The sequence below is a fragment of the Streptomyces cirratus genome, from assembly GCF_014650775.1.
GTDB lineage: Bacteria > Actinomycetota > Actinomycetes > Streptomycetales > Streptomycetaceae > Streptomyces > Streptomyces cirratus.
Genome location: NZ_BMVP01000002.1, coordinates 177,832 through 192,563, shown reverse-complemented (window position 1 = coordinate 192,563; position 14,732 = coordinate 177,832). Strand labels below are relative to the sequence as shown.

General features: G+C 71.6%; 12 protein-coding genes. 5 read left to right on the top strand and 7 right to left on the bottom strand.

Features of this window, described 5'->3' with window-relative positions:
* Window positions 1-8: 8 nt before the first annotated feature.
* The 3 genes from IE207_RS05775 (at window position 9) to IE207_RS05765 (ending at window position 3,532) form a co-directional block, all read left to right on the top strand.
* Window positions 9-875 carry an SDR family oxidoreductase gene (locus tag IE207_RS05775; protein ID WP_190182960.1) on the top strand — a complete coding sequence of 289 codons (867 nt, stop codon included), beginning with the start codon at window positions 9-11 and terminating at the stop codon, window positions 873-875.
* 136 nt (window positions 876-1,011) lie between these two features.
* Window positions 1,012-1,983, top strand: coding sequence for an EamA family transporter RarD (rarD, locus tag IE207_RS05770; RefSeq protein WP_190182959.1), 972 nt, complete (start codon window positions 1,012-1,014; stop codon window positions 1,981-1,983).
* A 223-nt stretch (window positions 1,984-2,206) separates the two neighbouring features.
* Window positions 2,207-3,532: a M28 family metallopeptidase gene (locus IE207_RS05765; RefSeq protein ID WP_190182958.1), complete on the top strand. Its 1,326-nt coding sequence runs from the start codon at window positions 2,207-2,209 to the stop codon at window positions 3,530-3,532.
* Between the two features lie 24 nt (window positions 3,533-3,556).
* On the opposite strand, the gene IE207_RS05760 is transcribed toward IE207_RS05765, so the two are convergent.
* The 4 genes from IE207_RS05760 to IE207_RS05745 form a co-directional block, all read right to left on the bottom strand.
* Entirely contained in the window at window positions 3,557-3,985 is a 429-nt protein-coding gene (locus IE207_RS05760; RefSeq protein WP_229873389.1) for a hypothetical protein, read from the bottom strand.
* Window positions 3,982-4,185, bottom strand: coding sequence for a hypothetical protein (locus IE207_RS05755; protein WP_229873387.1), 204 nt, complete (start codon window positions 4,183-4,185; stop codon window positions 3,982-3,984). Before IE207_RS05755 ends, IE207_RS05760 begins: the two co-directional genes overlap by 4 nt.
* A gap of 95 nt (window positions 4,186-4,280) precedes the next feature.
* Window positions 4,281-5,522, bottom strand: a complete 1,242-nt coding sequence (locus tag IE207_RS05750) for a LolA family protein (RefSeq protein ID WP_190182957.1) — start codon at window positions 5,520-5,522, stop codon at window positions 4,281-4,283.
* 224 nt (window positions 5,523-5,746) lie between these two features.
* On the bottom strand, window positions 5,747-6,757 hold the full coding sequence (locus tag IE207_RS05745; protein WP_190182956.1) for a polyprenyl synthetase family protein: 1,011 nt from the start codon (window positions 6,755-6,757) through the stop codon (window positions 5,747-5,749).
* A gap of 367 nt (window positions 6,758-7,124) precedes the next feature.
* On the opposite strand from IE207_RS05745, the gene IE207_RS05740 reads away from it, so the two are divergent.
* Window positions 7,125-9,155: a CocE/NonD family hydrolase gene (locus tag IE207_RS05740; protein WP_190182955.1), complete on the top strand. Its 2,031-nt coding sequence runs from the start codon at window positions 7,125-7,127 to the stop codon at window positions 9,153-9,155.
* Window positions 9,156-9,179: 24 nt separating this feature from the next.
* Here the strand turns inward: IE207_RS05740 and IE207_RS05735 are convergent, their stop codons facing one another.
* A complete protein-coding gene (locus tag IE207_RS05735; protein WP_190182954.1) occupies window positions 9,180-9,998 on the bottom strand; it encodes an HAD family hydrolase in 819 nt (272 codons plus the stop codon).
* A 140-nt stretch (window positions 9,999-10,138) separates the two neighbouring features.
* On the opposite strand from IE207_RS05735, the gene fahA reads away from it, so the two are divergent.
* Window positions 10,139-11,362 carry a fumarylacetoacetase gene (gene fahA / locus IE207_RS05730; protein ID WP_190182953.1) on the top strand — a complete coding sequence of 408 codons (1,224 nt, stop codon included), beginning with the start codon at window positions 10,139-10,141 and terminating at the stop codon, window positions 11,360-11,362.
* A 100-nt stretch (window positions 11,363-11,462) separates the two neighbouring features.
* On the opposite strand, the gene nuoN is transcribed toward fahA, so the two are convergent.
* Both nuoN and IE207_RS05720 read right to left on the bottom strand, forming a co-directional pair.
* Window positions 11,463-13,109: an NADH-quinone oxidoreductase subunit NuoN gene (gene nuoN, locus IE207_RS05725; protein ID WP_190183585.1), complete on the bottom strand. Its 1,647-nt coding sequence runs from the start codon at window positions 13,107-13,109 to the stop codon at window positions 11,463-11,465.
* 5 nt (window positions 13,110-13,114) lie between these two features.
* Window positions 13,115-14,731, bottom strand: a complete 1,617-nt coding sequence (locus tag IE207_RS05720; RefSeq protein ID WP_190182952.1) for an NADH-quinone oxidoreductase subunit M — start codon at window positions 14,729-14,731, stop codon at window positions 13,115-13,117.
* Between the last annotated feature and the right edge of the window lies 1 nt (window position 14,732).

The window sequence follows — 14,732 nt, the reverse complement described above, 5'->3', positions numbered from 1 at the left end:
GAGCCACCATGAGCACCACGAGCCGCATCGTCGTCACCGGAGCCACCGGAGCCCTCGGCCGTCTGGTCGTCGGGGAACTGCTGACGAAGGTCCCCGCGGACCGGGTCGCCGTCGTCGTCCGCAACGAGCAGAAGGCCGCCGACCTCGCCGCGCGGGGCGTCGACGTGCGCGTCGCCGACTACGACGACCCGGCGAGCCTCACCGGCGCCTTCGCCGCGGGCGAGCGCGTCCTGCTGATCTCCGGCAGCGAGGTCGGGCGCCGCGTCCCGCAGCACACCGCCGTGATCGAGGCGGCGAAGGCGGCCGGCGTGGCGCAGCTCGCGTACACCGGGGTCCTCGGCGGCCCCGAGGCGGACTTCGACCTGGCGGCCGAGCACAAGGTCACCGAGCAGGCGATCCTGGACTCCGGGCTGCCCTACACCTTCCTCCGCAACGGCTGGTACCACGAGAACTACACCGCCCAGCTCCCCGTAGTCCTCGAGCACGGCGCGGTCGTGGGCAGCGCCGGCGAGGGCCGGATCGCCTCCGCCGCGCGGGCCGACTACGCGGCCGCCGCCGCGGCGGTGCTGACCGGCGAGGGCCACCTGAACCGGGTCTACGAGCTGTCGGGCGACACGGCCTGGAGCCTGGACGAGTACGCGGCCGAGGTGGCGAAGCAGTCCGGCCGGGAAGTCTCGTACGCGGCGGTCCCGGCCGACGCGCACCTGGACATCCTCACCGGCGCAGGAGTGCCCGAGGGCTTCGCCGCGACCCTCGTCGACGTGGACGCGGCGATCTCGCGCGGGCGGCTGGCCGGCACGAGCGGCGACCTGTCCCGGCTGATCGGACGGCCGACGACCCCCGTGGCCGAGGCGATCGCCTCCGCCCTGGCCTGAGTCCGCCGGCTGCCGCCACGCGAGATCCCGAGAGGTGTCATGAGTATCTCCTGCTGACGGGCATGACATCGAGGCGTCGCGGCGCTACGGTCGTGAGGTTGTGAGATTGGCCGGAAGTCGCACTGGAGGGCGCCCCGTGAAGGCGGAGAACGAGCAGCGCACGGGTTTGCTCTACGGATTCGGCGCATACGGGATGTGGGGACTGGTGCCCCTCTTCTGGCCACTCCTCAAGCCTTCCGGGGCGATCGAGATCCTCGCCCACCGCATGGTCTGGTCCCTGGCCGTGGTCGGCGTCGCGCTCCTCGCGCTGCGCCGCTGGGGCTGGATCGCCGAACTGGTGCGGCAGCCGCGCAAGCTCGGCCTGACCGCGCTGGCCGCCTGCGTGATCAGCGTCAACTGGGGCCTGTACATCTGGGCGGTCAACAACGGCCAGGTGGTCGAGGCCAGCCTGGGCTACTTCATCAACCCGCTCGTCACCATCGCCCTCGGCGTCCTCGTCCTGGGCGAGCGGCTGCGCCGGGCGCAGTGGGCGGCGGTCGGCATCGGCTTCGCCGCCGTGGCGGTGCTCGCCGTCGGATACGGGCGGCCGCCGTGGATCTCGCTGGTGCTGGCCTTCTCCTTCGCCACGTACGGGCTGATCAAGAAGAAGCTCAACATGGGTGGCCTGGAGTCGCTCACCGCCGAGACCGCGCTGCTGTTCCCGCCCGCCCTGGCGTACCTGGTGTGGCTCGGGGTGCGCGGCGAGTCGACGTTCGCCTCGCAGGGCCTCGGACACTCCGCGCTGCTCGCCTCGACGGGCCTGGTGACGGCGCTCCCGCTGATCTGCTTCGGGGCCGCCGCGATCCGCGTGCCGCTGTCCACCCTGGGGCTGCTCCAGTACCTGGCGCCGGTGTTCCAGTTCGGGCTCGGGGTGCTGTATTTCCACGAGGCGATGCCGCCCGAGCGCTGGGCCGGCTTCGCGCTGGTCTGGGTCGCGCTGGTGATCCTGACGTGGGAGGCGCTGCGCACCTCGCGCCGGAACCGGGCCCGCCTCGAAGCGGCCGCCCCGGCCGCGGCCGCCACCGCCGCGCCGCCCGCGGCCACCGCGGCGGCCCGCGAGCCCGCGTAACACCCGCCCGCCACACCTCACGATCCCCGGTACGGAGTCCTCGTACCGGGGATCGTCCGTTTTGCGAACACCCCTGACCGGATTGCGCTCTTGACGGACCGTCACACGCTCACTCAGCATCGGGCTCGAACTGACGCACGCATTGACACGCACTGGCGCACGCACGCTCACCCGCCCGACACCGCACGTTCCGTCCCATCCCCAACGGAATCCGGAGCCCCCCATGAGCCTGTCCGTCTCCCGGCGCCTCGCCGCCGTGACCGCGTTCGCGGTCACGGCGGCGGGACTGTACGCGGCCGCGACCCCCGCCGCCCTCGCCGCGCCCCCCGCAGCCACCGCGGCGGCGCCGACCCCGCCCGACATCCCGGTGGCGAACGTCAAGGCGCACCTGGCACAGCTGCAGACCATCGCCACCAACAACGGCGGCAACCGCGCCCACGGCAAGGCCGGCTACAAGGCGTCGGTCGACTACGTGAAGGCGAAGCTGGACGCGGCCGGGTTCACCACGACCCTCCAGACCTTCACCTCAAGCGGCGCCACCGGCTACAACCTGATCGCCGACTGGCCGGGCGGCGACCCCGACTCCGTCCTCATGACGGGCTCGCACCTGGACTCGGTGAACGCCGGTCCCGGCATCAACGACAACGGTTCGGGCAGCGCCGCGATCCTGGAGACGGCGCTCGCCGTCTCCCGCGCCGGGCTGAAGCCCACCAAGCACCTGCGGTTCGGCTGGTGGGGCGCCGAGGAACTGGGCATGGTCGGATCGAAGTACTACGTGAACAGCCTGCCGGCCGCCGAGAAGTCCAAGATCTCCGGCTACTTGAACTTCGACATGATCGGCTCGCCGAACCCCGGCTACTTCGTCTATGACGACGACCCGACGATCGAGCAGACCTTCAAGACCTACTTCGCGGGCCTGAGCATCCCGACGGAGATAGAGACCGAGGGCGACGGCCGCTCCGACCACGCACCGTTCAAGAACGCGGGCATCCCGGTCGGCGGCCTGTTCTCCGGCGCCGACTACACCAAGACGGCCGCCCAGGCACAGAAGTGGGGCGGCACCTCCGGTCAGGCCTTCGACCGTTGCTACCACGCGTCCTGCGACACCTCGGCGAACATCAACGACACCGCACTCGACCGCAATTCCGACGCCATCGCCTACGCGGTGTGGACCCTCGGCGCGGCCACCCCGGTGCCGCCGGGCCCGTCCTTCGAGAACACCACCGACGTGGCGGTCCCGGACTCCCCCGCCCCGGCGGTGACCTCCCCGATCACGGTCTCGGGCGTCCCGGGCAACGCGCCGGCGACCACCAAGGTAGACGTGAACATCGTCCACACCTACCGCGGTGACCTGGTGATCGACCTGCTCGCCCCGGACGGTACGGCGTACCGGCTCAAGGACTCCGGGTCGGACTCGGCGGACAACGTCGTCACCTCGTACACGGTGAACGCGTCGAGCGAGGTGGCCAACGGCGTGTGGAAGCTCCAGGTCAGGGACGTGGCGGCGCAGGACACCGGCTACATCAACAGCTGGCGGATCACCTTCTGACCGGCACGCGCCGCCCCGGCTTCGCTACGCGTCCTCGCCCCGGCCCGGGCCCTGGCCGCGCAGCGAGGCCGGCAGGGGTTCCCTTATGAGGGCGCGCAGTTCCTCGGCGACCGTCCCGATGTCCGCGCGGCCGAGCTTCGCCGCCTCCACCAGATCGCCGAGCTCCTCCGGCGACGGCAGCTGTTTCGCCCCGGCGACACGCAGGTAGGAGCGGGTGGCGGCGGCCGCGTAGAACTCGTTCATCGGGGATTCGAGAGCCGGGCACACCGCGAGGGTGTGCAGGAACGCCGCGGCCCGCCACGCGGTGTCCGGGGCGGGCTGTTCGGGCACCAGGACGAGGTCGTTCTGGTGCCGGGCGACCGCGGCAGCCACCCCGGAGGGATCCCACACGGCGGGATCCGACGGCAGGTGATGGGCCAGAGCGGTCCAGGCCCACTCCATGGTGATCTTCAATGGCCGAACCGCTCCTGGAAGTAGCCCCAGTGGTCGGCGAACTCGTCTATACCGGACAGGAACGACTTGCGGTCCTCGTCCAGTTCGCGTTCGGTGACCTCGGTGATCAGCGCGGTGACCGTCGTACCCAGTGCCGCCGCGCGCGCCTTGAGGCGCTCGTGGAACTCTTCGTCCAGGCGGATGGTGACGTGTCTCGACATGCCCTCACCGTACAGCGGCCGCGCTGTACACAGGACGGGAACGGCGTGAGGGTGGCCCGGGACACGGTCCCGGGCCACCCTCGACTGCCGTGCGGTTACTTGGCGGAGTTCGCCGTCTTCACGAGCGCGTCCTTGGTGACCGCCCCGACGTAGACCTTGCCGTCGTCCGTGATCAGGGCGTTGACCAGGCGGGTCGAGAAGATCCGGCCCGAGCCGAAGGAGCCGGTGACCTTGTCCCCGAGGGAGTCGAGGAACTGCTTGGCCTCCTTCGGGGCGTCCTTGCCGTTGGCCGCGCTCTCGGCGTCCTTGAGGCCCTTGCCTCCGGGTACGGAGATCTGTGCGACCGAGGCCCAGCCCTCGCCGAGCACCTTCACATCACCCTTGCCGGCGCCGGCGGCCCCGCCGGTCAGGCCCTCGAAGCCGGGGAGGGACTCCAGGCCCTTCCACCCCTTGCCGTGTCCGCCGTCCTTGCCGCTCTGCCCGTCCTTGCCGTGCCCGTCCTTGCCCTCGGTCAGCTTCGCGCCCTTGGGCGTGGTGAAGGCGAAGGTGTCGGCGGCAGGCTTGGCGAAGTCCACCTTGGTGAAGCCCGCGTCCAGGATCGGCTTGCCGCCCTGGCTGGACAGCACCTGCACGCGCAGCGGCACACCGTTCTTGGCGTCCACCGCGATCTGTACCGAGCCGACCGTGGAACCGGCCTGCTTGGGCTTGAGCACCAGCTGGTAGGCGTCCCGCCCGGCCACCTGGGCGGTGTCGCCCACGCTGACGTCGGTGGTGGGACCGGCGGCCTTGAGGGCCTCCTGCGCCATCTCCTGCGGCGAGGCGGGCATCCGCTCGGCCGCCTTGGGCTCGGCGCCCGGGCCGGAGTGGACGTCCTTCTCGTGGAAGACCTGGTTGGACTTGCTGTCGTAGCCCCACACGTCCTTGCCGTTGTGGGTGAGGCTGTACTCGTCCTTCCCGTCGAGGAAGGTGAGCTTCTGCCGGTCCGGGCCGTCGGCCGCGATACGGAAGGTGTGCGTCCCGTTCGCCAGCTGCGCGAGCTTGTCCTGCGGATCGGCCGAACCGCCGGTGACACCGCCACCGCCGCCGACCCGGCCGAGCAGACCGCCCGCGAGGGTGGGCAGACCCAGGTCCGTGCTGATCTTGGCGCTGCCGGAGAGCTGCTGGACGTCCGAGGCCGCGATCTTCTCGATGAGCTGCTGGGCCGTCACCTTCGGCAGGTCCGGGTTACCGGCGTTGGCGAAGGCCGGGACCATCGCGATGGTCGCGGCCGCCACGCCGAACACCGCGACCGGTACGGCGTACCGAGCGGCCTTGCGGGTCTTCGTGTTCGTTGCCATCTTTTCTGCCTGCCTCCGTAGATGCGTCGCGTCCACCCCCGGCCGCCACTCTCACCCGATCTGGTGGGGATGTGCCTCTATCTGACCAAAGGAGGGGGGCCTACGGCGTCACTCCCCGGACTCAACCGGGCGTACAACCCAGGGATGACACGACACGGGCCCGGCATCCCCTACCCGTAGGGGATGCCGGGCCCGTGTCGGGAGAGCCATCAGGGCCGGGCGGTCTAGCCGGCCCGGTGGACCACCGCGTCGCAGAGCTCCTCGAGCGCCGACTTCGCGAAGCACTCCGGGAGCGGGGCCAGCGTGGCCCGCGCGTCCTGTGCGTAGCGGATGGTGTCGCGGCGGGCCTGCTCCAGCGCGGGGTGCACGCGCAGCCGGGACAGTGCCTCGGCGTGCCGGACGTCGTCGCTGAGGTCGCCGTCCAGGAGCCGTACGAGGTCCAGGTCGTCGGGGTTGCGGTCCCGCTCCGCCATCTCGCGCAGGCGCAGGACCGGCAGGGTGGGGATGCCCTCGCGCAGGTCGGTGCCGGGGGTCTTGCCGGACTCGTGGGAGTCGGAGGCGATGTCGAGGACGTCGTCGGCGAGCTGGAAGGCGATGCCGAGCCGCTCGCCGTACTGGGTCAGGATGTCGACCACGGACTCGTCGGCGCCGGCCATCAGCGCGCCGAACCGGCCGGAGACGGCGATCAGCGAGCCGGTCTTGCCGGCCATGACGTCGAGGTAGTGGGCGACGGGGTCGCGGCCGTCGCGCGGGCCGGCCGTCTCCAGGATCTGGCCGGTCACCAGCCGCTCGAAGGCCTCCGCCTGGATGCGTACGGCCTCGGGGCCGAGGTCGGCCAGGATGTGCGAGGCGCGGGCGAAGAGGAAGTCACCCGTCAGGACGGCGACCGAGTTGCCCCAGCGGGTGTTGGCGCTCTCCACCCCACGGCGTACGTCCGCCTCGTCCATGACGTCGTCGTGGTAGAGCGTGGCCAGGTGGGTGAGCTCCACGACCACCGCGGACGGCACGATGCCGGGGGCGTACGGATCTCCGAAACGGGACGCGAGCAGCACCAGCAGCGGACGGAACCGCTTGCCTCCGGCCCGCACCAGGTGCTGCGCGGCCTCGGTGATGAAGGGGACTTCGCTCTTGGTGGCCTCCAGCAGACCCGCCTCGACGGCGGCCAGTCCGGCCTGGACATCGGTCTCAAGAGCCTGGTCCCGCACGCTCAGTCCGAACGGCCCGACGACGGTCACGAGGGGTACTCCTGTCTGCTGACGATCACCTTGACGATCACATGGATTGTCGATGTGTCGCTGCCATCACTCAAGCCAGCGTATCCGGTCTGTTTTCGATCACCCAGAGCGCCTGCCCCGGCGCCACGCGCGCACCGCCCGATGCGCACCGGTATGTTCGTCAGGAGCCGAAACGACCGGAGATAGCGTTTTGTCCAGAACTGTCACCGACGCAGACGGGCCGGCGGATCCGCAGGCGGACCGGCCGCCGCCCGGACCCTCGTCGCCGCGGCCACCGTCACCACCCTTCTGGCGGCCCTCGGATGGCTGACGACGGGCCACTTCCGGCTCCGGCGCACGATCCATCCCGTTCACCGAGGCGGTCCGCATGATCATCCGCACCGACTTCCCCTACCGGACCACCCGCGAGGATGTCCGGATCCCGATGCCTGGGGGCACCTCCCAGGCCGAAGGCTCCGGGGGAGGGGTCGGGCTGTACGCCCGGATCTGGCGCCCGGTCACCGACGAACCGGTCCCGGCGCTGCTGGAGTACCTCCCGTACCGCCTCACCGACTGGACCGCACCGCGCGACCGGCAGCGCCACCCCTGGTACGCGGGCCACGGCTACGCCTCCGTACGGGTGGACGTACGCGGCCACGGATGCAGCGGCGGCGTCCCCGGCGACGAGCACGACGCGCGCCGGCTCGCCGACGGCGTCGCGGTGGTGGAGTGGCTCGCGGAGCAGCCGTGGTGCACGGGCGCGGTGGGCATGTTCGGGATCGGCCGGGGCGGCTCCGACGGCCTCCGGATCGCCGCCCTCGCCCCCCGGGCGCTCAAGGCGGTCGTCACGGTCTGCTCCACCGACGACCACTACGACAACGACGTGCACTACCTGGGCGGCTCCGTCCTCGCCGTCGACATGCACGCGTGGGCGGCGACGATGCTGGCCTTCGCCGCACGCCCCCCGGACCCCCTGTACGCCGGCGACGGCTGGCGGGAGCAGTGGCTCACCCGCCTGGAGGCCCTGGAACCGCTGATCCACACCTGGCTCGCCCACCAGACACGCGACGCCTACTGGAAGCAGGGCAGCGTCCGCGAGGGCTACGCCGACATCCACGCGGCCGTCCTCGCGGTCGGCGGCTGGCACGACCCGTACCGGGACACCGTGCTGCGCCTGGTGGAGCACCTGCCGCAGGCCCGGGTCCGCGGGCTGATCGGCCCCTGGTCGCACCAGTACCCCGACCACGGGCTGCCGGGCCCCGCGATCGGCTTCCTCCAGGAGACCCTGCGCTGGTGGGACCACTGGCTGAGGGGCGAGGACAACGGGGTCATGGACGAGCCGCTGCTGCGCGCGTGGATCGGCGAGTCGCACCCGCCGGCCACCGTGTACGAACGGATGGAGGGCCGCTGGGTCGGCGACGCCGCCTGGCCCTCGCCCTCGGTCGTTCCGGTCTCCTACGGGCTCCAGGGCGCGCCGGTGGAGGTCGCCTCACCGCAGCACACCGGGCTGGACGCGGGCCGGTTCCTCCCCTTCGGCGACGACGCCGACCTGCCGCCGGACCAGCGGGAGGAGGACGCGAAGTCGGCCTGCTTCGAGTTCCCGGTGGCGCCGGGCGAGCCGGTGGAGATCCTGGGCCGGCCCCGGGTGACGCTGCGGCTGCGGATGGACGTCCCGTACGGGCAGGTGATCGCCCGGCTCTGCGACGTCGCGCCGGACGGGGCCTCGACGCTGGTCACGCGCGGGGCGCTGAACCTGTCGGCGCGGGGCGGCCGGGAGCGGGCCGCGCCCTGGCCGGTGGGCTCGCACGAGGAGGTCACCTTCGAGCTGAACGGCATCGGGCACGCGTTCGCGCCGGGCCACCGGATCCGGCTGGCCCTTTCCTCCGCCTACTGGCCGTGGATCTGGCCGCGGGCCGGCTCCGAGGCGGGCTGGACCCTCGACCCGGCGGGCAGCACGCTGGAGCTGCCGCTGCGCACGGCGGGCCCGCTGGACGGCGGCATCGTCTTCGAGGCGCCGGAACAGGCGGAGCCGCTGGGGGTCGTGTACCCGGCGACGCTGGACGAGCCGCGGCCCGAGCGGGTCGTCGTACGGGACGTCGCGCGCGGGTCGTGGCGGCTGGAGGTGGCTCCCCGGTACGGGGGGACGCGGGTGTACCCGGACGGGCTGGAGTGCGGGGAGGACGTGGAGGAGGACTACGGGATCCGGTCGGCGGACGCCCTGTCCGCACGGGCCCGCTCGCGCCGGCGGATCCGGCTGCACCGGCCGGATCTGGGCTGGGAGGTCACCGTGGAGACCCGCTCGGAGGTCTCCTGTGACGAGGGCGGGTTCCTCACGTCGAACGAGGTGGTGTGCCGGGAGGGCGGCGAGGCGGTCTTCCACCGCACCTGGGAGCGCCGACTCCCGCGCACGGCGGGCTGACCGTCCGCCGGTGGGGGGGGTCCGTCAGCGGAACAGCCGCTCCAGGACCACCGCGATGCCGTCGTCCTCGTTCGACAGCGTCACCTCGTCGGCCACCGCCACCAGTTCCCGGTGGGCGTTGGCCATCGCAACCCCGTACGCGGCCCACCCGAACATCGGGACGTCGTTGGGCATGTCCCCGAAGGCGATCGTGGCCGAGGCGGCCAGGCCCAGGACGTCCGCCGCCCGCGACAGGCCGCTCGCCTTGTCGATGCCCGGCGGCTGGAGCTCCACCGTGTGCTCCCCCGCCATCGTCACGTTCACCAGGTCCCCGACCACTCCCCGCGCGAGGCACGTCAGTTCGTCGTCGTCCAGCTCCGGGTGCTGGAGCAGCACCTTGTTGATCGGCGCCGACCACAGGTCCGCGCGGCGCCCCACCCGGACCGTCGGCAGGTGCGGATGCGGCATCCGGTAGCCCGGCCCTATCAGCATCTCCGCGTCCACTCCCTCCTGGTCGACCGCCACGTACACCTCGCCGATCTCCGCCTCGATCTTTCCGAGGGCGACCTCCGCCAGCTCGCGGTCCATGCACACGGAGTGCAACAGGCGCCCGCGCGCCGCGTCGTACACCTGCGCGCCCTGCCCGCACACCGCGAGCCCCGTGTAGCCGAGGCCGTCCAGTACGTGGCGTACCTGCGGGACCGGGCGGCCGGTCACGATGATGTGTTCGGCGCCGGCGGCGCGGGCCCGCGCGAGGGCGGTGTGGGAACGGGCCGAGACGGTGTCCCCGGCGCGCAGCAGAGTCCCGTCCAGGTCGGTTGCGATCAAGGCGAAGGGAAGGGCCGGAAGCGGGGCGGAAGTCACGGCGCAAGGATACGGACCCCAGTGGACAAGTCCTACAAATAGCGCCCTAATCCGGCCTCCCACCCGCCCCACTGGCAACGTAACGTGTCAACGAGCCCCCGGGACACCCCCGGACCGCGTCGAAAGCGAGGCAGCAACCCATGCCCCAGCAGAGCCCCCTCGATGTCCCCGAGGGCGACCCGTTCGGACCGCACAACCTGCCCTACGGCGTGTTCTCCACCGCCGAGGACCCCCGGCGCCGGGTCGGTGTGCGGATCAGCGGCTACGTCCTGGACGCCGGAGCGGCCGCGCTCGCGCTCGGTTCCCCCTACGCCGACCTGCTCGGCCGGTCCTCCCTCAACCCGCTGCTCGCCGCGGGCCGGACCGCCTGGCGCGACGTACGGCGCGCGCTGACCGCCTGGGTGACCGACCCGGGCCACCGCGAGACGGTCGAGCCGCACCTGACGCCGCTGGACGCCGTCACCCTGCACCTGCCGTACGAGGTCGCCGACTACGTCGACTTCTACGCGAGCGAGCACCACGCCACGAACGTCGGGAAGATCTTCCGCCCGGACGGTGACGCCCTCACCCCCAACTGGAAGCACCTGCCCATCGGTTACCACGGCCGCTCCGGCACCATCGTGGTCTCCGGCACCGATGTCGTACGCCCCAGCGGGCAGCGCAAGGCTCCCACCGACCCGGCGCCCGTCTTCGGCCCGAGCGTCAAGCTCGACATCGAGGCCGAGGTCGGCTTCGTCGTCGGCACCCCCTCGGAGCTGGGCCGCCCGGTCGCGCTCGGCGAGTTCGAGGACCACGTCTTCGGCCTGTTCCTCCTCAACGACTGGTCGGCGCGGGACATCCAGGCCTGGGAGTACGTGCCGCTCGGCCCCTTCCTCGGCAAGTCCTTCGCCACCTCCGTCTCGGCCTGGGTCACCCCGCTGGAGGCCCTGGACGCCGCCCGCGTCGCGCCGCCCGCCCGGGACTTCCCGCTGCTGCCGTACCTGGACGACGCCGACGCCGACCGCCCCGGCGGCTTCGACCTGCGCATCACCGTCTCCATCAACGGGCAGGAGGTGGCCCGGCCGCCGTTCGCCTCCATGTACTGGACCGCCGCCCAGCAGCTGGCCCACATGACGGTCAACGGCGCCTCCCTGCGCACCGGTGACGTCTACGGCTCCGGCACCGTCAGCGGCCCCGAGACCGGACAGCGCGGCTCCCTGCTGGAGCTGACCTGGAACGGCCGCGACGCCATCGAGCTCACCGACGGCAAGCGCACCTTCCTGGAGGACGGCGACACCGTCACCCTCACCGCCTGGGCCCCCGGCCCCGACGGCAGCCGCGTCGGCCTCGGCGAGGTCACCGGCCGCATCGCGGCCTCCCGCTGATCCCGGCGAAGCGGCGCGCGTCCCGCCACCCCGGTCGGCCCGAGGGCCCGGCCTCCCCTCTTCGGGAAGCCGGGCCCTCGGTCGTCCGCGCCGTACGGACCTACCGCACGAACGTGCTCGCGTGCCCGGCCAGGTCCAGGAAGTACTGTGGCGCCACACCCAGGACCAGGGTCACCGCCACGCCCACCGCGATCGTCGTCATCGTCAGCGGCGAAGGCACCGCCACCGTCGGGCCGTCGGCCTTCGGCTCGCTGAAGAACATCAGCACGATCACCCGGATGTAGAAGAACGCGGCGATCGCGGACGAGATCACACCGACCACGACCAGCACCCCGGCGCCGCCCTCCGCCGCCGCCTTGAACACGGCGAACTTGCCGGCGAAGCCGGACGTCAGCGGAATGCCCGCGAAGGCCAGCAGGAACACCGCGAAGACCGCCGCCGTCAGCGGCGAACGACGGCCCAGCCCCGCCCACTTCGACAGGTGGGTGGCCTCGCCGCCCGCGTCCCGTACCAGCGTGACCACGGCGAACGCGCCGATCGTCACGAACGAGTACGCGCCCAGGTAGAACAGCACGGACTTGACGCCCTCGGCGGACGTGGCGATCACGCCGGCCAGGATGAACCCGGCGTGCGCGATCGAGGAGTACGCCAGGAGCCGCTTCACGTCGGTCTGGGTCACGGCGATCACCGCGCCCGCCAGCATCGTGACGATCGCGACACCCCACATCACCGGCCGCCAGTCCCACCGCAGGCCCGGGAGCACCACGTACAGCAGACGCAGGAGCGCGCCGAAGGCCGCGACCTTCGTCGCCGCCGCCATGAACCCGGTGACCGGGGTCGGGGCGCCCTGGTATACGTCCGGCGTCCACATGTGGAAGGGGACGGCGCCGACCTTGAACAGCAGACCCATCAGGATCAGCGCGCCGCCGATGAGCAGCAGCGCGTCGTTGCCCATGGTGGAGGCCAGCGCCGGGTCGATCTTCGAGACCGTGCCGTCCACGACGTCGGCGATCACCGCGTACGAGACGGACCCGGCGTAGCCGTAGAGCAGCGCGATGCCGAAGAGCAGGAACGCCGACGAGAACGCACCCAGCAGGAAGTACTTGACCGCCGCCTCCTGCGACATCAGCCGCTGGCGGCGGGCGAGGGCGCAGAGCAGGTACAGCGGGAGGGAGAAGACCTCCAGCGCGATGAACAGGGTCAGCAGGTCGTCGGCGGCCGGGAAGATCAGCATGCCGGAGATCGCGAACAGGGCCAGCGGGAAGACCTCGGTGGTGGTGAAACCGGCCTTGACGGCCGCCTTCTCGCTGTCGCTGCCGGGGACCGACGCGGCCTGTGCGGCGAAGGAGTCCACCCGGTTGCCGTGGGCCGCCGGGTCCAGACGCCGCTCCGCGAAGGTGAACACGGCCACGATCGAGGCCAGCAGGATGGTGCCCTGCAAGAACAGGGCCGGTCCGTCCACGGCGATCGCGCCCATGGCCGCGATGTGTGCCTTGGAGTTCCCGTACCCGCCGGCCGCGAGGCCGACGACCGCCGCGAAGGCCGCGGCCAGTGCGGCGACGGCGAGGAACACCTGGACGTAGTAGCGGTACTTGCGCGGTACGAAGGCCTCGACGAGGACGCCGAGGACCGCCGCGCCCACCACGATCAGCGTGGGCGCGAGCTGCGCGTATTCGATGTGCGGGGCCGGGATCTTGGTGGCCGGGTCCGCGGCCGCCACGGTCAGCAGGCCCTGGGCAGCAGTCAGCGTGCTCACTTCGCCGCCTCCCCGTTCTTCGCTTCGACGGCGACCTCGGGCTTGGGGTCCGTCCGCTTCACATCAGACATGGTGTGCTTCACCGCCGGGTTGACGATCTCGGTCAACGGCTTGGGGTACAGGCCCAGCCCGATCAGCAGCGCGATCAGCGGAGTCACCACCAGCAGTTCACGCAGGCGCAGGTCCGGCATCGCGCGGACCTCCTCCTTCACCGGTCCGGTCATGGTGCGCTGGTAGAGCACCAGCGTGTACAGCGCGGCCAGCACGATGCCGAAGGTGGCGATGACGCCGACGACCGGGTACCGGGTGAACGTGCCGACCAGGACCAGGAACTCGCTGACGAACGGGGCGAGGCCCGGTAGCGACAGCGTCGCGAGACCGCCGATGAGGAAGGTCCCGGCGAGGACCGGGGCCACCTTCTGCACGCCGCCGTAATCGGCGATGAGCCGCGAGCCGCGCCGCGAGATCAGGAAGCCGGCGACCAGCATCAGGGCCGCCGTGGAGATCCCGTGGTTGACCATGTACAGCGTCGCGCCCGACTGGCCCTGGGAAGTCATCGCGAAGATGCCCATGATGATGAAGCCGAAGTGCGAGATCGAGGCGTAGGCGACCAGCCGCTTGATGTCCCGCTGGCCGACGGCGAGCAGCGCCCCGTAGACGATGCTGACCAGGGCCAGGACGAGAATCACGGGCGTCGCCCACTTGCTGGCCTCGGGGAACAGCCCGAGGCAGAAGCGGAGCATCGCGAAGGTGCCGACCTTGTCGACGACCGCGGTGATCAGTACGGCGACCGGGGCGGTGGCCTCGCCCATCGCATTGGGCAGCCAGGTGTGCAGCGGCCACAGCGGGGCCTTCACCGCGAAGGCGAAGAAGAACCCGAGGAACAGCAGTCGTTCGGTGCTGGTCGCCATGTCGAGCGTGCCGGCCGCGCGGGCGGCGGTGATCTCCTGGAGGGAGAAGTTACCGGCGACCACGTACAGCCCGATGACGGCGGCCAGCATGATCAGGCCGCCGGCGAGGTTGTAGAGGAGGAACTTGACCGCCGCGTAGGAGCGCTGCGCGGCCGCGTTCTCATCGGTCCCGCCCCCGGCAGCGGCTGAACGGGAGGAAGTTGCCCGGTCCCCGAAGCCGCCGATGAGGAAGTACATCGGGATGAGCATGGCTTCGAAGAAGACGTAGAAGAGGAAGACGTCGGTGGCCTCGAAGGAGATGATCACCATCGCCTCGACCGCCAGGATCAGGGCGAAGAAGCCCTGCGTCGGCCGCCAGCGCTGGCTCTTGGTCTCCAGCGGGTCGGCGTCGTGCCAGCCGGCCAGGATGATGAACGGCATCAGCAGGGCGGTGAGCGCGATCAGCGCCACCCCGATGCCGTCGACGCCCAGCTCGTAGCGGACCCCGAAGTCGGAGATCCAGGCGTGGGATTCGGTGAACTGGTAGCGGGCGCCACCGGGCTCGAAGCGGACCGCGATGAGCACGGCCAGCGCCAGGGTCGCCAGGGAGACGAGCAGCGCGAGCCACTTTGCGGCGCCCCGGCGGGCGGCCGGGACGGCCGCCGTCAGGATCGCGCCGGCCGCGGGCACGGCCGCCGTCACCGTCAGAAGCGGGAAACTCATC